General features: G+C 64.0%; 14 protein-coding genes and 2 pseudogenes. 5 read left to right on the forward strand and 11 right to left on the reverse strand.

Going from position 1 to position 18,151, the window contains the following annotated elements; translation table 11 throughout:
- Positions 1–98: 98 nt before the first annotated feature.
- A pseudogene (locus GSQ90_RS31060) lies at positions 99–959 on the forward strand (LysR substrate-binding domain-containing protein); the annotation flags it as partial.
- A gap of 72 nt (positions 960–1,031) precedes the next feature.
- On the opposite strand, the gene GSQ90_RS32625 reads toward GSQ90_RS31060, so the two are convergent.
- From GSQ90_RS32625 to rutA (GSQ90_RS31090), 6 genes are all read right to left on the reverse strand, one after another.
- On the reverse strand, positions 1,032–2,075 hold the full coding sequence (locus GSQ90_RS32625) for an ABC transporter ATP-binding protein (RefSeq protein WP_158818865.1): 1,044 nt from the start codon (positions 2,073–2,075) through the stop codon (positions 1,032–1,034).
- Between the two features lie 15 nt (positions 2,076–2,090).
- Positions 2,091–2,927, reverse strand: coding sequence for an ABC transporter permease (locus GSQ90_RS31070; RefSeq protein WP_210255037.1), 837 nt, complete (start codon positions 2,925–2,927; stop codon positions 2,091–2,093).
- A gap of 22 nt (positions 2,928–2,949) precedes the next feature.
- Positions 2,950–3,876 carry an ABC transporter permease gene (locus GSQ90_RS31075; protein WP_158818866.1) on the reverse strand — a complete coding sequence of 309 codons (927 nt, stop codon included), beginning with the start codon at positions 3,874–3,876 and terminating at the stop codon, positions 2,950–2,952.
- Positions 3,873–5,174, reverse strand: a complete 1,302-nt coding sequence (locus GSQ90_RS31080; protein WP_158818867.1) for a PotD/PotF family extracellular solute-binding protein — start codon at positions 5,172–5,174, stop codon at positions 3,873–3,875. Before GSQ90_RS31080 ends, GSQ90_RS31075 begins: the two co-directional genes overlap by 4 nt.
- A gap of 162 nt (positions 5,175–5,336) precedes the next feature.
- Entirely contained in the window at positions 5,337–6,425 is a 1,089-nt protein-coding gene (rutA, locus tag GSQ90_RS31085) for a pyrimidine utilization protein A (RefSeq protein WP_158818868.1), read from the reverse strand.
- Positions 6,426–6,457: 32 nt separating this feature from the next.
- The gene (gene rutA, locus GSQ90_RS31090; RefSeq protein ID WP_158818869.1) at positions 6,458–7,543 is read right to left on the reverse strand and encodes a pyrimidine utilization protein A; all 1,086 of its coding nucleotides are present in this window, start codon (positions 7,541–7,543) and stop codon (positions 6,458–6,460) included.
- 194 nt (positions 7,544–7,737) lie between these two features.
- Here rutA (GSQ90_RS31090) and GSQ90_RS31095 point away from each other — a divergent pair, with 194 nt between their 5' ends.
- From GSQ90_RS31095 to GSQ90_RS33030, 4 genes and pseudogenes are all read left to right on the forward strand, one after another.
- Entirely contained in the window at positions 7,738–8,736 is a 999-nt protein-coding gene (locus GSQ90_RS31095) for an asparaginase (RefSeq protein WP_158818870.1), read from the forward strand.
- A 42-nt stretch (positions 8,737–8,778) separates the two neighbouring features.
- The gene (locus GSQ90_RS31100; protein ID WP_158818871.1) at positions 8,779–10,074 is read left to right on the forward strand and encodes an amidase; all 1,296 of its coding nucleotides are present in this window, start codon (positions 8,779–8,781) and stop codon (positions 10,072–10,074) included.
- A 37-nt stretch (positions 10,075–10,111) separates the two neighbouring features.
- Complete coding sequence (locus tag GSQ90_RS31105) at positions 10,112–11,050, forward strand: N-carbamoyl-D-amino-acid hydrolase (RefSeq protein ID WP_158818872.1); 939 nt, start codon at positions 10,112–10,114, stop codon at positions 11,048–11,050.
- 587 nt (positions 11,051–11,637) lie between these two features.
- A pseudogene (locus GSQ90_RS33030) lies at positions 11,638–11,736 on the forward strand (GlxA family transcriptional regulator); the annotation flags it as partial.
- A 94-nt stretch (positions 11,737–11,830) separates the two neighbouring features.
- On the opposite strand, the gene GSQ90_RS31110 reads toward GSQ90_RS33030, so the two are convergent.
- Genes GSQ90_RS31110 through GSQ90_RS31130 form a run of 5 tightly spaced genes read right to left on the reverse strand, consistent with a single transcriptional unit; the run spans position 11,831 to position 18,095 of the window.
- Positions 11,831–12,427 carry a sarcosine oxidase subunit gamma gene (locus GSQ90_RS31110; RefSeq protein ID WP_158818873.1) on the reverse strand — a complete coding sequence of 199 codons (597 nt, stop codon included), beginning with the start codon at positions 12,425–12,427 and terminating at the stop codon, positions 11,831–11,833.
- Positions 12,420–15,410 (reverse strand): sarcosine oxidase subunit alpha family protein, encoded by a 2,991-nt coding sequence (locus tag GSQ90_RS31115; protein WP_158818874.1) that lies wholly within the window; start codon positions 15,408–15,410, stop codon positions 12,420–12,422. The genes GSQ90_RS31110 and GSQ90_RS31115 overlap by 8 nt, the downstream gene beginning before the upstream one ends.
- 5 nt (positions 15,411–15,415) lie before the next feature.
- Positions 15,416–15,682, reverse strand: coding sequence for a sarcosine oxidase subunit delta (locus tag GSQ90_RS31120; RefSeq protein ID WP_158818875.1), 267 nt, complete (start codon positions 15,680–15,682; stop codon positions 15,416–15,418).
- A gap of 21 nt (positions 15,683–15,703) precedes the next feature.
- Complete coding sequence (locus GSQ90_RS31125; RefSeq protein WP_158818876.1) at positions 15,704–16,954, reverse strand: sarcosine oxidase subunit beta family protein; 1,251 nt, start codon at positions 16,952–16,954, stop codon at positions 15,704–15,706.
- Between the two features lie 31 nt (positions 16,955–16,985).
- Complete coding sequence (locus GSQ90_RS31130; protein WP_158818877.1) at positions 16,986–18,095, reverse strand: SAM-dependent methyltransferase; 1,110 nt, start codon at positions 18,093–18,095, stop codon at positions 16,986–16,988.
- Positions 18,096–18,151 lie beyond the last annotated feature (56 nt).

Here is an 18,151-nt window from a genome sequence, read left to right on the forward strand (position 1 = left end):
AACTTCGACCTCGTTCGCCGGGGCGTTCGATGCAATCATTTCAAAGGGGAAGAAACGCGACGGATTGTTGAGGGTCGGCGCCGATTGGAGCTTGACGCATGCGGACCTACATCCCCTTGAATGCATTGCGAGCGTTCGAGTGCGCCGCCCGTCACCTCAACTTCACGCGGGCCGCGTCCGAACTCTGCGTCACGCCAACGGCCATCAGCCATCAGATCCGTTCCCTCGAGGAGTTCCTCGAAACCAGCTTGTTCGAGCGCAAGGGCGGCAAGCTGGTCCTCACGGCGGCGACGTCGAGCGCCCTGCAGGAACTCTCCGACGGGTTCAACAAACTCGAGTCGGCTTTTCTCGCGCTTAATCGTCGGGGCGGGCGGCAGAAGATCACGGTGGCGGCCTCTCCTTCCGTCGCCGCTCTTTGGCTGATGCCCAAGCTTCAACGTTTCTTCGTCAGCGCCCCCGAGATCGACGTCAGCATCTCGACCGTGATCGCCCAGCGCGACTTCGACGACGGCCCGTTCGACGTGTCGATCTGCTGTTCCGATGACCATCCGAGCCGCAAGGTGGAATATCTCATGGACGAGCAGATATTACCGGTCTGCTCTCCCGCTCTGCTGTCGGATGCGGGTCTCAGCCACGAGGCCGCCCTGGCCGAACTGCCTCTCATCCACGACGACAAGGCCAGCGATCAGTTTCCAACTTGGCGACGCTACTTCGAGGCGACGCAGACGGCGATGCGGGACGTGGCCGGCGGCCTGCGCTTCAACCAGTCCAGTCTGGCGATCGACGCCGCCATCAAGGGCCACGGCATATTGCTGGGGCGGAACCGGCTGATCGCCGCCGCCCTTGCGGATCGGCGGTTGATCCTGATCTCCGATCAGGCCTACCCCGTCTCGTGCCGTTACTACACCGTGCGGCAGCGCGGCGCGGAGTCACGGCCCGTCCGGGCCTTCCTGGATTGGCTGGGCGCCGAGGTCGACGTCGAGAACGATGCATGCCGCGTCGAGAGCGCAAGCCCGTCGGCCGGGCTTTCCTCAGTCCGACAAGGCGTGAGCATCCCTCTCAGACCAGATCAGCGTGACGGCGTGGCCGATATCGACCGGCGCCGTGAAGAACAACTCGTCGGGGATCAAGGCCGCCGCGTCCAGACCGTTGTCCGTCGCCACCGAAACGCGCACCATCGGCCCGAGATACTCGATATTGGCGGCGTGGCCGCTCAGGCTCGTCAGGCTGCCCGCTGAGCCCAAACGGCACCGGTCGGCTCTCACCGCAACTTGGCCGCCGGGGGTGGCGATCACATTGTGACCGCCGATAAAGCGGGCCACGAAGGCCGTGTTCGGCTTCTCGAATATCTCCCGCGCCGAGCCCGTCTGCCGGATATGGCCGGCTTCCATGACCACCACCATGTCCGCGAGCGCCATGGCCTCTTCCTGGCTATGGGTCACGTGGACGAAACTGATGCCGAGTTCGCGCTGAAGGCGCTTGAGTTCGCCGCGCATGTGTTCGCGCAGGAAGGGATCGAGCGCCGACAGAGGCTCGTCGAGCAGGAGGACCTGCGGCCGGGTGATCAGGGCGCGCGCCAGAGCGACGCGCTGCTGCTGGCCGCCGGACATCTGGGCTGGCAGGCGCTCGGCGAAACTGCTCATCCGCACGAGGTCGAGGAACTCGCGCGCTCGCGCGCGCCGCTCTACCTTGGCGACCCCTCGCACCTTGAGGCTGTAAGCGACGTTATCGACCGCCGTCATATGGGGAAAGAGCGCGTAATTCTGGAACATCATGGATGTTCCGCGGGCGGCCGGCGGCGCATCGGTGACATTGCGATCGCCAATCAGGATGTCGCCCGCGCTGACCTGTTCGTGACCGGCGATCATCCGCAGCGTTGTCGACTTGCCGCACCCGCTCGGCCCGAGCAGGCAGCAATAGCTTGCCTTCGGAATCCGCAAAGAGATTGTCTCGACAGCCGCGGCGCCAGCGTAGCTCTTGCTCACGGCGACGAGTTCTACGTCGTAGCGGGACGGAGCCGCGGCGGCTTGGGCGAGCGGGGTCGCCGGGGTGTTGATGGGGTGTCGCGCGTTCATCGATCGGCGCCTTTCTCAGGACGTCGCAGGCCGGCCGCTGCCGGCCCTGCGCCGCATAATGACCCCGATCGTGACCAGGGCCGCGGTCAGCACGCAGAACGACACGACGGTCGTAACCGTACCGAGGGCGAAGAGGACCGGAGAGGTGGCTGCGGTCGTCATGGCCCAGATTTCGAGCGGCAGAGTGTTGGCCGTTCCCACGGTCAGCGACGATCGGGCGAATTCGTCGTAGGACAGAGTGAAGCCGAATAGTGCGACCCCGATGACGCCAGGCAGGATGATCGGCAGGATCACGTCGCGGAAGCGTTGCCAACTGCTTGCGCCGAGATCGGTTGCGGCCTCCTCGTAGCGGCGATCGAAACGGCCGATGGTGGCGAAGGTGATCATCAAGCCGAACGGCAGCGTCCAGGTGAGCTGGGCGCCGAGCCCGGATGTGAAGAGGCTCGTTTTCCAGCCCAGTTCCTTGAAGCCGAGCGCGATGCCGAACCCGACGAACAGGCTCGGCATGACGAGGCTCGAAACGGCGGTGTAGAAGAGCAGTCCAGAGCCCCGGAAACGGCGCCGGAACGCCATGCCGGCCGACACGCAGATCGCCGCCGTGAGGGCTGCCGCGACCAGGGCCATCTCCAGCGAGCGGACAAAGGCGCTGGGGATGTCGCCGATCCGGCCTGTCCCCGATAGCAGTTGCTGGAACCACAAGGTCGAGCGCCCGACCATCGGGAAGCTCATCCCGCCATCCGGCCCCTGGAACGACAGGATGAAGATCACGATCATCGGCCCGTAGAGAAAGGCCAGGAACAGAAGAAAGAAGAACCCAAGCACGTAGAAGGATTTCGGGCGCGGCTGGCCCACCTCGGTCATCATCGGCGGCTCCTCATGCGGCGAGTTCCTTGCGCACGTCGACGAGGCTGAAGATGCCCACAACGAGCGTGATCACGACGATCAGGAGCACTACGGAACTCGCTGCCGCTGGCGGATATTCGAAGGCGTTGAGCTGGGTCGCGATGCCGGTCACGACGCCGGCGCTCTTTCCGCCGCTCAGCATGCGCACGATGTAATAGTCGCCCATCACTTGGGTGAGCACGAGCACGGAGCCGAGCGCGATGCCCGTCTTCGACAGGGGGATGATGATGTCGCGCACGATCTGCCCCTCGGTGGCGCCGGCATCCCGTGCGGCGGCGATCAGGCCGCGGTCGATCTTCGCCATCGAATTCACGACAGGCGCGACCATCATCAGCGTGAAGATATGGACATAGGCGACTACGACTGCGAAGTCGGAAAACAAGAGGAAGTCGAGCGGTTGGCTGACCAGATGCGTCGCCATGACGGCGTCATTCAGAATTCCCTCGCGCCCGAGAAACGGAATCCAGGAAATCATGCGAATCACATTGGAGGTGAAAAACGGGATCGAGCAGGCGAGGAGCAGCACGATGCGCCACCGCAGCGTGCGCACATGGAAGGTCAGGTAGTACGCGACGAAAAATCCGAGGACGAGCGTGATCGCCTCGACCAGCGCGGCATATTCAAGCGTCTTCAGATAAAGCCGACCCGTGACTTCCGACGTAAAGACCTCGACGTAATTGTCGAGCATGAAGGCCGGATAGATATCCACCCGGCCGTAATCGAAGAAACTCACCACGACCACGAAAGCGAGCGGCGCAACGAACATCAGCAGCAAGACGAGAGCAAGCGGCGCGGCCTGCAGCCAGGAAACGATCGCGCCCGGCCATGGCCGTTTTGTCCTGAACGCGATGGGCGCGCCCGTTTTTGCGGTTTGCTCGAGGCGCGCGGCCAGACTCATGCCGAAATGAATTCGTTCCAGCGCTTCGTGAGGTAGCGCTGCTCGTCCATGAGGCAGTTCCAGACCGCGACATTGCCCATGCGATCCCAAAGGGCGCCGCCGTCACGCTTGTTGCCGGCTTTCTCCATCAGCTTGCCGAACGGATCCTTGATGTCCTGCGCGGCCGCCTTGCCCTCGTACCAGTAATCCCACTCATAGGGTTCAAGGAATTTCTTGGTGGTCTCCGGTACGGTGCCGTAATAGCCTTGTCGGGCGATGAAGGCGCCCTGCCAGCCGGAATTGTACCAGTTGAGATATTCCATGGCCGCGTCGAGCTTGAGCCCCGACAGATGCTTTAGTGGCACCAGGGTGACGCCCCAGCCGCGATAGCCTTCCTTCAGCGGCACGAACTCGCAGGCGATGCCGCGGGTGCGCACGGCGGTCACGGCCGGCGACCACATCGACTGGATCACCACCTCGCCGGAGGCCATCAAGCTGACGGACTGATCGAAGTTCTGCCAGAAGGAGCGGAACTGCCCACCCTTCTTGAGGTCGATCAAAGCCGCAATGGTCTTATCGATTTCGGCCTTGGTCAGGTTGCCCTTGTCGCCGTATTTCATGGCGCCGGAGGCCTCGAGCGCCATGACGGCGTCGAGAATGCCGATGTCCGATTCATCGACGAGCGCAGCCTTGCCCTTGAATTGCGGGTTGATCAGCTCCGCCCAACTGTCGATCTTGCGGCCGATGAGATCGGGCCTGATTCCCAGCGTGTCGGCGTTGGTGAGGCTCGGGATGCTGGTCAGATAATCGGTGGGGGTGGGCGACAGCGTCGTGCCCTCCTTGTCCGCGTAATACTGGAATTTGATCGGCGCGCCGCCCTCGACCGAGGCCTTCTTTCCGTTGGGATATTCGCCCTTCGAGAAGAGCGGCATCGTCTTGTCCCACCATTTGTATTTGGACACCGGGATCGCCAGGCCGATCTTCTGCTTCATGATGTCTGGCACGACGTTGATTGACAGATCCGCGATGTCGATCGAGTCGGGCTGGGTGAACAGGCGGTTGAGCTGGGTGGCGTAGTCAACGGTCTGCATGTCGATCTTGAAGCCGAGATCCTTGCTGGCCTGCTCGCCGATCTGCGGGATGACCGAGAAGGACTGGCCGACATGCGTCAGCGTGACGTCCTTGATGTTCTGAGCCCAGATCGTGGGGAAGCCGGTGATCGCTCCCGAGCCCGCCGCAACGCCCGCAACCGTAGCGGCGCCCTTGAGCAGGCGCCGGCGCGTCAAGCCAGAATCGCTTATTCCTTGTCGGTTTGTCATCTTCGTCCCCGCTCTTGAATGCCTGAGCGTCTCACCGCGGCGGGCGACGACCAAGCGAGCTATTCTCATCTTCCGATGAAATCGCCTCGCGATGAAAACGCAGGCATCTGCCGCTCGACTAGGCGCAGCGGCTCGGCGCGGCCGCTGCGATGCGCGGGGCGATCAGACCGCAGTCGAGGCCGCCGCCTTGGCCCGGCTCTTCATGCGCGGCTGGATATGCTCGCCGAATTGCTCCATCCCGATGATGAAGTCATCGAAGGTCAGCATCACGCCTTTGAGGCCCTGGATGGCCGCGAAGTCGTCGAGCATGCGCGCAACGCTGGCGTAGGAGCCGATCAGCTTCAGGATGCCGGTCGGCTGAGGGTCCTTGATCACCCGCGCGAGATTGGACGCGGTCGAGCCGTCCTGGGCCTTGACGTCCGCGCCGGCCTGGTCGGCCTGCCATTGCAGGGCCTGGACGTCAGTGCCGTCCTTGTAGTGCTGCCATTTCGCGAAAGCAGCGTCGTCGGTTTCGGCGGCGATGATCATCAGCAGCAGCAGAGCGCCAACGTCGCGTCCCGTCGCCGAAACAGCCGCCTGGAGCCGGTCGACGACGCTGGCGGCTCCCTTCGTGTCGTTGAGGCCGGGCGCGCCCACGAAGTTGAAATCCCCATATTCGGCGACGAACCGCATGCCGCGATCGCTCTGACCTGCGCCGACGATGGGGATTGGGCGCGACGGCCGGGGGCTGAGCACACAATCGTCCATCTGGAAGAAGTCGCCCTTGAAGTCCGACCGGCCGGTCATCCACAACTCCCGCATGATCTGCACATATTCGGACACATAGTCGTAGCGGCGGGCAAAGTGCTCGTCGCCCGGCCAGAGCCCCATCTGCTGGTATTCCTTAGGCTGCCAGCCGGTCACGATGTTGACGCCAAAGCGGCCGGGCGCGATGGAATCGACGGTCACCGCCATTCGAGCGACGAGGGCCGGCGGCATGGTCAGCACCGCCACGGAGGCGAAAAGCTGGATGCGCTGCGTCACTGCGGCGATCCCCGCCATGAGGGTGAAGGATTCGAGGTTGTGGACCCAATATTCGCTGGGCCCGTCGTAACCGCGCAGCTTGATCATCGAGAGCGCGAAATCGAGCCCATAGAACTCGGCGCGCTGCACAACGGTCCGGTTGAGGTCGAAGCTCGGCATGGTCTTGGGCGATGTGGTCGATATCAGCCAGCCGCGGCTGCCGATCGGGATGAAGACGCCGATCTTCATGAGGGGAAGGCCTCCTTGCGTTGCGGTCGCATTCAGGCCGCCGCCATGGGGATATGGGCGCGGCTTTTCATCAGCGGTTGGATGTGGCGTCCGAACTGCTCCATGCCGAGTACGAAGTCGTCGAAGGCCAGCATGACGCCGGCCACGCCGTCGATCGAGGCGATCTCGTCGAGAGCGGCCGCGATCGTCGCGTAGGACCCGCACAGCGTCTGGAGGTAGCTTGGCTGCGCATTCTGCTTGGCGTTGGCCAGCAGGGCCGCGGTGGACTCCTTTGAGGCCTTCTTGTCCATGCCGCTTTGCGACCCCATCCAGGCGAGGGCCTCGAGGTCGGCGCCGGCGTTGTAGTATTGCAGCTTGGCGTTGGCGGCTTCGTCGGTCTCGTCGGCGATGATCGTGATGAGCACGAGCGCGCCGATCGCCCGCGCAGCTCCGGCCGTCGCGCTGTTCAGGCGCGCGATCGTCGGCGCGATGGCGCCGGGATTGTTCACGCCGTTGGTGGCGACGAAACTATAGTCGCAATAGTCGGATACGAAGCGCATGCCGCGTTCGCTCTGGCCGGCCGAGACGATGGTGATCGGCTGGCTCGGATGCGGCAGCAGCCGGCAATCGCTCATGGCGAAGAAGCGGCCCTTGAAGTCGGACGCGCCCTTCTCCCAAAGGTCTTTCATCACCGCCACGAACTCGCTGGAATAATCGTAGCGGTGGCCGAAATATTCGTCGCCCGGCCACAGGCCCATCTGGTCGTATTCGGCCTTCTGCCAGCCCGAGACGATATTGACGCCGAAACGGCCGGGCGCGATCGAATCGATCGTCACCGCCATGCGGGCGACAAGGGCCGGCGGCAGCGTCAGCACGGCCACGGAGGCCAGCAGCTTGATGCGGCTCGTCACCGCCGCGAGCCCGGCCATCAGCGTGAATGATTCGAGATTGTAGTCCCAGTATTCCGTCGGGCCGCCATAGCCGTGCAGCTTGATCATCGACAACGCGAAATCGAGCCCGTAATGCTCGGCCTTCTGGACGATCGTGCGGTTGAGATCGAAGGTCGGCATGTATTGCGGCGAGGTCGCCGAGATGATCCAGCCATTATTGCCGATCGGAATAAAAACACCGACGTCCATTGTCCAAACCTCTACTTTCCCCTTGCGCGCGGCGACGCGACCTGCGCTTCGCGACCCACCATGCTCGGCGGTGGAACGGCCTTCGCCAAATGACGATTTCTCATCGCTTGTGGACAAAAGATGCTTGGGCGTCGATGCAATTCGTCGGCTAGATTCGCAGGCTTGACGATTGGGATGCTGGATGGGGTGGGTTCATGGCGCGTAAGAAGGTGGCGTTCATCGGGACGGGCGGCACGATCTCCTCGATTGGCAAGGGTCCGCTCGACATCTTGGATTACACCGCCAACAACACGATGCTGCACGCCGAGGAGATTTTGGCGGCGGTTCCGAGCGTGAACGAGGTCGCCGACCTCCTTGTCGTCAAGTTCCGGAACATTCCGAGCCCCGCCATCTACTTTCCCGAATGGAAAGAACTCGGAGCGCTCTGCGAGCAGCTCGTGCGGGAGAATCCTGATCTGAGCGGCATCGTGATCGGCCACGGCACTGCGACTCTCGAGGAAACGGCGTATTTCCTCAATCTCACCGTGCGGGTTCCCGTGCCGGTCGTGGTCGTCGGTTCGCAGCGTCCGCTGAGCGGCCTGTCCACCGACGCCGCCATGAATCTGGTGGCGGCTATCCGGACGGCGGCCAGCCCAGCCTCACGCGGACGCGGCGTGCTCGTCGTGCTCAACGACGAAATCCAGGCGGCGCGCGAGGTGACGAAAACCTCGACCTTCCGCCTGCAGACCTTCCGGACGCCGGACTTCGGCGTGCTCGGCAGCGTCGACGGCGACCATGTCCGCTATTATCGCCGGACGGAGCGGCGGAACGCGCCGGAGGCCGAATTTGACATCCGGCGGCTCGACGCCCTGCCGCGCGTGGACATCGCCTATGCCTATGCCGGTTCGGATGGTTCGGCGATCCGGGCTTTCACGGCGGCCGGGGCGAAGGGGATCGTCGCCGCCGCCTTTGCGCCGGGCATGGTGACGCCGGGCGATGCGGAGGCGATCAGGGAGGCTGTCCAGGCCGGCGTCGCCGTCGCGCTCTCGACGCGGGCGGGAAGCGGCGTGGCGCTCGACGGCTCCAAGGCGAAGGCGCTGGGTATGCTTCCTGCCGACAACCTCAATCCGCAGAAGGCGCGTCTGCTGCTTGCGCTCGCTTTGACGGTCACAAACGAACCCGACGAAATCAGGCGGATATTCGCCATCTATTGACGCTTTTGGGGCCGTCCCCCGACCTATTTTTCGGAGTCCATTATGGAAAGCGCCAACGAACTGACCGCGACCCAGGCCCTGGGTCTCATGCGGGAGGGACTGCTCTCCGTCGAGGAGATGGCGCAGGCCTGCCTCGCGCGCATCCGCGCGCGCGATCCCATGGTGAGGGGCTGGGTCCATCTCGACCCCGAGCTCATTCTGCGCAACGCCCGCGAACTCGACAAACGGGAGGTCAAGGGTCCGCTGCACGGCATACCCATCGCGGTCAAGGACGTCATCATGACAGCCGACATGCCGACGCAGCACAATTCGCCGCTCTACAAGGGGAGCTTCCCCACCGTCGACGCGGGCTGCATCAAGACGTTGCGCGCAGCGGGCGCCCTGATCTTCGGAAAGACCGATACGACGGAGTTCGCGTCCGTGACGCGCGGCGGCACGGCGCGCCATCCGCTCGACCCCAGCCGCACGCCCGGCGGCTCGTCGAGCGGCTCGGCGGCGGTCGTCGGCGACTTTCAGGTCCCGATCAGCCTCGGCACGCAGACCGCCGGCTCGACGATTCGCCCCGGTTCGTTCTGCGGCGTCTACGCGATGAAGCCGACCTGGGGCGCGATCAACCGGGAAGGGCTCAAGATGCTGTCGGTGAGCCTCGACACGCTGGGCCTTTTCGCCCGTTCGGCTGAAGATCTTGATCTGCTCGCCGATGTCTTCGCCCTCGAGGACCGTGGCCCCGTCAAGCCCTTCGCACTGCGCGGCGCCCGCATCGTGGCCTGCCGGTCTCCCGCCTGGGACAAGACCGAACCGGCAACGTGGGAGGCGTTCGACCGTGGGATCAACCTCTTGAGGGACGCAGGCGCCGAGGTCGCGCCGCTGGATTTGCCGGCGGCCTTTTCGGCGCTCCCCGATAACCACGCGACCGTGATGGCTGGCGAGGCCCAGGTGAGCTTTCTCAGCGAGATCCGGGCGCAGCCGGAGCTCCTGCATGAGGATCTTACTGCCATGGCCAAGAACAGCAAGGGCGTCACCAAGGGAGCGCTGGTGGCGGCCTATGATTCCGCGGCGCAGTGCCGGATAGCCTTCGACGAGCTCGCCGCCGGTTTCGATGCCGTGTTGACGCCGAGCGCGCGGGGCGAAGCCCCTGTCGGAACGGTGACGGGCGATGCCGCGGTCAATGCGATGTGGACCCTGCTGCATGTTCCCGTCATTCAGGTCCCGGGCTTCAAGGGTCCCTTCGGCCTGCCGGTGGGCTTGTCGCTGACCTCGCCGCGCTATACCGATCGTCATCTCCTCCAAGTGGCCAGGGTGATCGGACCGTTGTTCGGCGCCCGAGGCGCGGCCTGAAGCGCCGGGCGGTCGAAGCAGTAGAGGGAACGGTTGAATGGCGCGCATTTTGAACATTGCGTCCGCGCAGATGGGCCCGATCGCGCGGTCCGAAACGCGCAAGGACGTCGTGCAGCGGTTGCTTGCGTTGATGCGCCAGGCCAAGGCGCGCGGCAGCGATCTGGTCGTCTTCCCCGAGCTTGCGCTGACGACTTTCTTTCCGCGTTGGTTCATGACCGACCAGGAGGAGATCGACAGCTTTTTCGAACGCGCCATGCCTGGCGAGGACACGGCGATCCTGTTCGAGACCGCGGTGCGGCTTGGGATCGGTTTTTATCTTGGCTATGCCGAACTCGATCTCAGCGAAGGCCGGGCGCGCCGTTTCAACACGGCGATCCTGGTCGACAAGACGGGCGTGATCGTGGGCAAGTATCGCAAGATCCACCTGCCCGGACATGCCGAACACGAGCCCAAACGCGCCTTCCAGCATCTCGAGAAGCGCTATTTCGAACCGGGCGACCTCGGCTTTCCCGTCTGGCGGACGTTTGGCGGAATCTTCGGCATGTGCATCTGCAACGATCGGCGCTGGCCGGAAACCTACCGCGTCATGGGCCTGCAGGGCGTGGAAGTCGTAATGCTCGGCTACAACACGCCGGTGGGACACACGGGCTATCCCGATGTCGACGGCCTGTCGCATTTCCACAATCATCTTTCCATGCAGGCCGGCGCCTACCAGAATTCGACCTGGGTGATCGGAACCGCGAAATGCGGGATCGAGGAGGGTTCGTTGATGATTGGGCAGAGCGCGATCATCGCGCCCTCCGGCGAGATCGTCGCGACCTCCCTCACGCTGGAGGACGAGGTGATCGCCGCCGCCTGCGACCTCGATTTCGGGAGGCGCTACAGCGAGACGATCTTCAATTTCGCCAGGCATCGCGAACCTAGCAACTACGGTCTCATCGTGGAGCGCAAGGGCGCCATCCCGCCGCCGGCATAGATTCACAATGGCGTCGTCATGCTGGAGCATCGCGATGTACGCCGCTTAGTCGTCCCGCGGCGCCTCATGCTGAACGGCATTGTCGCGTGAGCAAATTTTACTTGTCGCTCAAGCCTTTTTGCCACTGGCCTCCCCAGGTGAAATCGAGGGCTTATGCCGGAGTCCGCGGACCGACAGCGACTTCGAAATCGTCTATACTTGAGCAATGCGACAGCGCCGTCTGTCGTAGCTGAGGACAAACAGCCGACCGACAGCAGCGCGGACGATACAGCGAACGCTAAGAACGGCAAAACCGATCAGTAGGCAAGCGATTCGCCTTCTTAACTCGTGCGCGTTGCGCTGGCGAGACGAGCATGGTAGTCGCGAGAGAGGCAGCCAAACGCCGACGGGGTTGGCTTCTGATGGATTGGGCGGAGACCCGTTAGATTTCAATGTGCTAGAGAAGCTCGTGTGCAAGGAATGCGCACGGTGGTTCTACTTTTCTTTCTTTCTTTTTGGTTCGCGCACGGGGCATCTATTTTCACCGCCAACTGACACTGTGATGATCGATCGCTGCCAAATGGTCGTGAAATTGCGGGGTCAATATTGTTGGACGACTCGTCGAAGCGGCGAATCTAAGTCCGCGCCAGTTCAGCCGCGCCGCGACAGGCCAATCGCCGGCCAAAGCGATCGAGAACCTGCGAGTCTAGGTCGCTCGGTTGTCGCTCCACATCTCGGAGACACCTGACCAGCGCGTCGCTGCCGCGCAGGTGTTTACCTTCAAAGCGAAATTGTCACACTTCAGTTATATTCAGCCGCTGAGGCGCTGGCCCATGACCAGAAGCTGGCGGCCATGCTTCGCGCGACGAGGATATCGAATATGGCGGGGCGGTCGTAAGGCTGCTCATCGACGCGCCAGAGGTGAACGCCGATATGGGCGATGCTCGTCATCGCGGCGGCGCCGGAGGGGAAGGCTGCCGGATGCAAATCGATCATGCAGCCCTTCGCCAGCATGTCGCGGACATTGGGGCCGCTGAGCCGCAGCGCCGCGCGCCCGTCGCTTTGGTCGCTCACCGCGGCCAGTTCTGAAAGCTCCGCGAAGCTCTCTTTCTGCTCGGCGACGAGCAGCCATTGTCCGGGGCCCGCCCAGACGAACGCATGCGCCGCGTCGCGGACAGCGCGGGGCGTGGTCGGAAGTTCGAGACCGTAGCGCATCTTGACCAGCGCCGAGAGCGCGGCCTTGCGACCGCGTTGTGCCTGGATGCCGGCGACGCCAAGGCCCTCGCGGGCGACTACATTCACGCCACAGGGCCGCGCCGCATCGGATGGACTCGCCGTGAGAATGTCGGCCCAGGCGCTGTGCCGCGACCATTTCGTTTTCAGCGACGGATCAGCCACGAAGCCGCGCTCCTTCCACGTCGAGAAACAACGCGTTGCAGATTTCGACTTCCACATCGCCATTGCGAACCGGATCATAGGCGCGCACGCGCTCACCGATGCGCTCCGCGCCGCGCTTGATGAGCCCGAGGCCGATCCAATGGCCGAGATTGGGGGAATAGGCGACGGAGGTCATGTAGCCTTCGTCATTGTCCAAATCGGCCGACCGGCCGAGGCCAAGGAAATGCGCGCCGGCCCGCAGCCTCTGTGCGCGATCGACGGGCTTGAATCCTGCGAGGATCGGCCTGTCCGGCTCGACCAAGGCGGGACGGCCCGCCATGACGCGGCCGATGAAATCCTTCCTGCCGGACATCATGCGCGCGAGGCCGAGATCGCGCGCCGTTGTCTGGCCGTTCAGCTCGCCGCCGGCGACATGGCCTTTTTCGATGCGCATGACGCCCATCGCTTCGAGGCCGTAGGGCGTGACGCCGAAAGGGCGGCCCGCCGCCATCAGCGCACGCGCCAGGGCGTCGCCATAGCCGGCGGGGACGGCGAGTTCATAGGCGCGTTCGCCGGAGAAGGAGACGCGAAACAGCCGCGCCTCGACGCCGCCGCCCACTGAGACCATCCGCGCGGCGAGATAGGGAAAAGCGTCGTCGGAGATGTCGTGCTCCTCGTCGATCACGGCGCGCAGCAGATCGCGCGAGCGCGGCCCGGCGATCGCCATTTGCGCCCATTGTTCGCTGACCGATGCAATCTGCACGTCGAGCGTGGGCCAGAGAACCTGAAGGCAGAATTCGAGATGCTGCATGATCTTGACCGCGTTGGCGGTCGTCGTTGTCATCAGGAAATGGGTTTCGCCGAGCCGCGACGCCGTGCCGTCGTCCATGACGAAGCCGTCTTCCCGCAGCATGACGCCATAGCGCGCCTTGCCGATGGGCAAGTTCGACCAGTTGTTGATATAAACGCGCTCGAGCAGGGTCAGCGCATCCGCGCCTTGAATGTCGATCTTGCCGAGCGTCGAGACATCGCAGACGCCGACGCCGCCGCGCACCGCGAGCGTTTCGCGATTGACGGTCGTCAGCCAATCGTTCTCGCCCGGCTGAGGATAATATTGCGCGCGGCGCCACAGGCCGGATTCGACGAAGACGGCGCCAAGCTCTTTCGACCATTGGTGCGTCGGCGCGAGACGCACGGGGCGGAAATCTTGGCCGCGATGATGCCCGGCGAGCGCGCCGATCGCCACCGGCGCATAGGGCGGGCGAAACATCGTGACGCCGGTTTCGGCGATCGTCTTGCCGGTGAGTTCGGCCATGATCGCGAGGCCTGCCAGATTGGAGGTCTTGCCCTGATCGGTGGCCATGCCGAGCGTCGTGTAGCGCTTGAGATGTTCGACCGAGCGAAAGCCCTCCTGGGCGGCGAGTTCGATGTCGCGATCGGTGACGTCGTTCTGGTAGTCGACGAACGCTTTGCCCCGGCTACCGGCGACGCGCGAGACCGGCGCGACCGCGACGGCTTCCGGATCGGTCGCCGGCGCGGGCGCGCTTTGCTTCGTCGCCAAGCCGCAATCCTGCGCGGCTTCCGCGCCGAGCTGGGCGCCGTCGAGGAGCGCCTCGCGCAGGGAAAAGCGACCGGCCGCGCTCCCGGCGACGCGCATGCCATCGGGCAGGTCTCCCGCGACAAACGCATGGATCGCGGCGTTCCAAACAGGACGATGTCCCTGATGCGAGGCGAGGTGGATTGTCGGATTCCAGCCGTTGGAAACGGTGAGAAGATCACAAGCCAGCGTCCTGACGCTCCCATTCGCCTCGCGGATCGCCAGGCGCCGCAAGGATTTGCCGCCCGATGCGCCAAAGACGCTTGCGCCTGCGTAAAGTGGCGCGCCGAAACCCTCGCATAAAGTCCGAAGGTTGGGATCGACTTGCTCCCGGGAATCGACGACGGCGACGATCTTCACGCCCGCCGCCGCAAGATCGCGCGCCGTATTCCAGCCATCGTCGCCGGCCGTGAAGATCGCCGCTTCGCGCCCGGGCGCCACGCCAAAGCGATTGACATAGGTGCGCACTGCGCCGGCCAGCATGACGCCGGGCGTATCGTTGCCACCGAACACGGTCGGCCGTTCGATCGCGCCGGCGGCGAGAATCGCCCGTTTGGCGACGATCCGCCAGGCGCGCTGACGCGGCTGATGCGGTGCTGGAGCCATCACATGATCGGCGACGCGCTCCAAAGCGCCGTAGACGCCGTGATCATAGACGCCAAATATCGTGGTGCGCCGCATGACGCGAATGTCGGGAAAGCTTTCGAGCTCCGCGATTGTTCGGGCGAGCCATTGCGAGGCGGGGAGGCCATCGATCTCGCGCCGCTCCGACAAAAGCCGGCCACCGAGCGCGAAATCGTCGTCGCAGAGAATGACGCGCGCACCAGCGCGGCCTGCTGCGAGCGCGGCGGAGAGTCCAGCCGGGCCGCCGCCAATCACCAGGATGTCGCAAAAGGCGAAGGCCTTTTCATAGGTGTCAGGATCTTCCGCATTGGCGGCGCGACCAAGCCCCGCGGCGCGGCGGATCGCAGGCTCGTAAAGCCGTTCCCAGAAGCTCGCGGGCCACATGAAGGTCTTGTAGTAGAAGCCCGCCATCAACGCGGGCGCGAACAGCGCATTGATCGATAGAAGATCGAAGCCGAGGGAAGGCCAGCGGTTCTGGCTCGTCGCCTCCAGCCCGTCATAGAGTTCGGCGACGGTGGCGCGGGTGTTGGGTTCGCGCCTCGCGCCGGTGCGAAGCTCGACCAGTCCGTTCGGCTCTTCCGGGCCGGCCGTCAGCAAGCCGCGCGGGCGATGATATTTGAACGAACGCCCGATGAGGCGCGCGCCATTGGCGAGCAGCGCGGACGCGAGCGTGTCGCCGCGAAATCCGGACAAGGCCTGGCCGTCGAACCGGAACGTCAGCGGCGCGTTGCGATCGACGAGACCGATTTGGGGAAGCCGGAACGGTTGCGTTGCATTGGCCACGGCGGTCAACTCTGAACCAAAGGCTTGGCCGGCTCGGCCGATTCGATCCGATGCGTCCTGGTATCGCGGGTGACGACGATCCACGCATGGCAGCCCGAACTGTGATGCCAATATTCGCGCTGGCGGCCAGCCGGATTGTCGCGCTCATAGACATATCTCGTCATCGCGGCTTCGGACATTTCGTCTGCGCCGGGCCGCTTGACGTTCGCGTCGCCAAGATAGGTGAATTCTTGAACGTCGCGGGTTCCGCAATGAGGGCAGGGCAGGCGCATCTCACAAGACCCCGTGCGAGTTCAATGAAGGTTCGGCTGGGCGCCCGCGCCCTTTTCGTCGATAACATGGCCCGTCGCGAAACGATCGAGCCGATAGGCGGCGGCGACGGGATGCGATTGGTCGCGCGCGATTAGATGGGCGAAGCACCAGCCGGAGGCGGGCGTCGCCTTGAAGCCGCCATAGCACCATCCCGCATTGAGATAGAGGCCGTGAACCGGGGTGTGGTCGATGATCGGCGATCCATCCATCGACATATCCATGATTCCGCCCCAATGGCGCAGGACGCGGATGCGGCCGAGCCCCGGCCACAGAGCCATGCCGGATTCCATTACGTCTTCGATCACCGGAAGATTGCCGCGCTGCGCATAGGAATTGTAGCCATCGATATCGCCGCCGAACACCAGCCCGCCCTTGTCCGATTGGCTGACATAGAAATGGCCGGCGCCGAAGGTTACGACCGTGTCGATCAGCGGCTTCAGGCCTTCTGAGACGAAGGCCTGCAGCACATGACTCTCGATTGGCAGGCGCAGGCCCGCCATCGCCGCCAGCCGCGAGGAGCTTCCCGCCACTGCGAGCGCCACTTTCCTCGCCCTGATGGGCCCGCGCGACGTCTCGACGCCGTGGATGCCATCGGCGTCGATCGTGAGCCCGGTCACTTCGCAGTTCTGCACGATGTCCACACCGCACCGGTCGGCGGCGCGCGCATAGCCCCAGGCGACCGCGTCATGGCGAACCGAGCCGCCGCGCTTTTGCAGCAATCCGCCCTGAATCGGAAAGCGCGCGTTGTCGTAATCGAGGAACGGCAGCATTGCGCGCACCTGCTCGCGATCGAGCAATTCGGCGTCGGCCCCCGCCAGCCGCATGGCGTTGCCGCGCCTGGCGTAGGCGTCGCGCTGGGCATCGGAATGATAGAGGTTCAGCACGCCGCGCTGGCTGACCATGGCGTTGTAATTGATGTCCTGTTCGAGCCCCTCCCAGAGCTTCATCGACAACTCGTAGAAAGGCGTATTGCCCGGCAAGAGATAGTTGGAGCGAATAATCGTCGTGTTGCGCCCCACGTTTCCCGAGCCGATATGCCCCTTCTCCAGCACGACGATATTGGACAGGCCATGCTGGCTCGCCAGATAATAAGCGGTCGCCAGTCCGTGTCCGCCGCCGCCGACGATGATGACGTCATATTCGGGCCTGGGGTTCGCATCGCGCCAGACGGGTTTCCAGCCCCGGTGTCCCCTGAGCGTTTGCGCCGCGAGCGTGAAGATTGAATAGCGCATGACGAATCCGATGGCTTTTGCGGGCGAGCGTCTAGCTGACCTTGGTGATTTCCATCAGGCAATGGACATAGTCCATGCGGTGGCCGTCGGGCGCCTGCGCCACATCCGCCTCATAGGCCCCGTAGAAATCATCAAGGATCGCCGCGCGCATATCAGCGGGACGGGCCGGATCGAGCGCGCCGGCGAACACCGTCTCCGACCAGGAGCGCAATGTCGGCACATAGGCCTTGGCGAAAGCCGCGGCGTCGCGATGATTGAGGTGGTCGGCGGCGTAGGGGCAGGGCGTCACGATCGTTGAGAGATGCCCAAGCCGCAATCCTGCCTTGGATACCGGGGAGTTCGCGTCGCGGAAAGGCGCGGCGAATTCGTCGGGCGTTTTATAGAACTGCTGGAAGGTCGCGTTGACATATTCGGCCTCGTTGATGCGTCCGGCAGCGAGCAGGCCGCGCCAGCGCCTTGCAAATTCGTCGAACATGTTGACCCCGACCGTGGCGCCGAGATAGCGGCCTGCTTCGTCGACGCAGAAATTGGCGAGTAGAAGCTTGCCGCCCCGGCGCAATTCCCTGGCGCGACGCAAGAGGATCGTGTCCCAATCCGCGAGCCCCTGCGCGCGGAACTGCTCGCACTCGGCGGGAGCCGCGCCGACGGCCTGGACGTGGTCCTTGATCATGCAGGGGCGCGCGCTGATCCAATGCATCGCGGTGGCGGAGAAGCCGAAGGACAGGCTGCCATCGGGAACGATCTGCCGATAGAAGCTGGTGCCGCTGCCGAAAATGAACAGGCCGGGAATATCGGCGAGCGGTTTGTCCGCTCGCTGGCCGAGCAGGCCTTGCGTCAAGCGGAACAGAGCGGCGAAATCGTTGTGCGGCAAATCGGTGTAGGTGATCGTGATCTGGCGATCGGGTTCGCGCGCGCGTATCGCCTCGACCATGCGGCGCATCAAGTCGATCGACGTCCCGCCATCCGCTGCGCCGAAATCGGCGATGGAAAAGGGCTGCGCATCTGCGATCGCAGGCATGCGGCCGATCGCCTCGACGACGAGATCGCCGACCTTGTCGATCACCGCCTTCGCGCCGACCGTGTTGGAGGAATAATAGCCTGCGCCCCGCATGGCGATCTTGGTTGCGCCCGTCGTATTCATCTTGATGCTCCCCTCAGCGATGGCGACGGCTTCGGACTCGTCGTCGATGGAACTGT

The organism is Methylocapsa sp. S129 (assembly GCF_009765995.1).
Classification (GTDB): Bacteria; Pseudomonadota; Alphaproteobacteria; order Rhizobiales; family Beijerinckiaceae; genus Roseiarcus.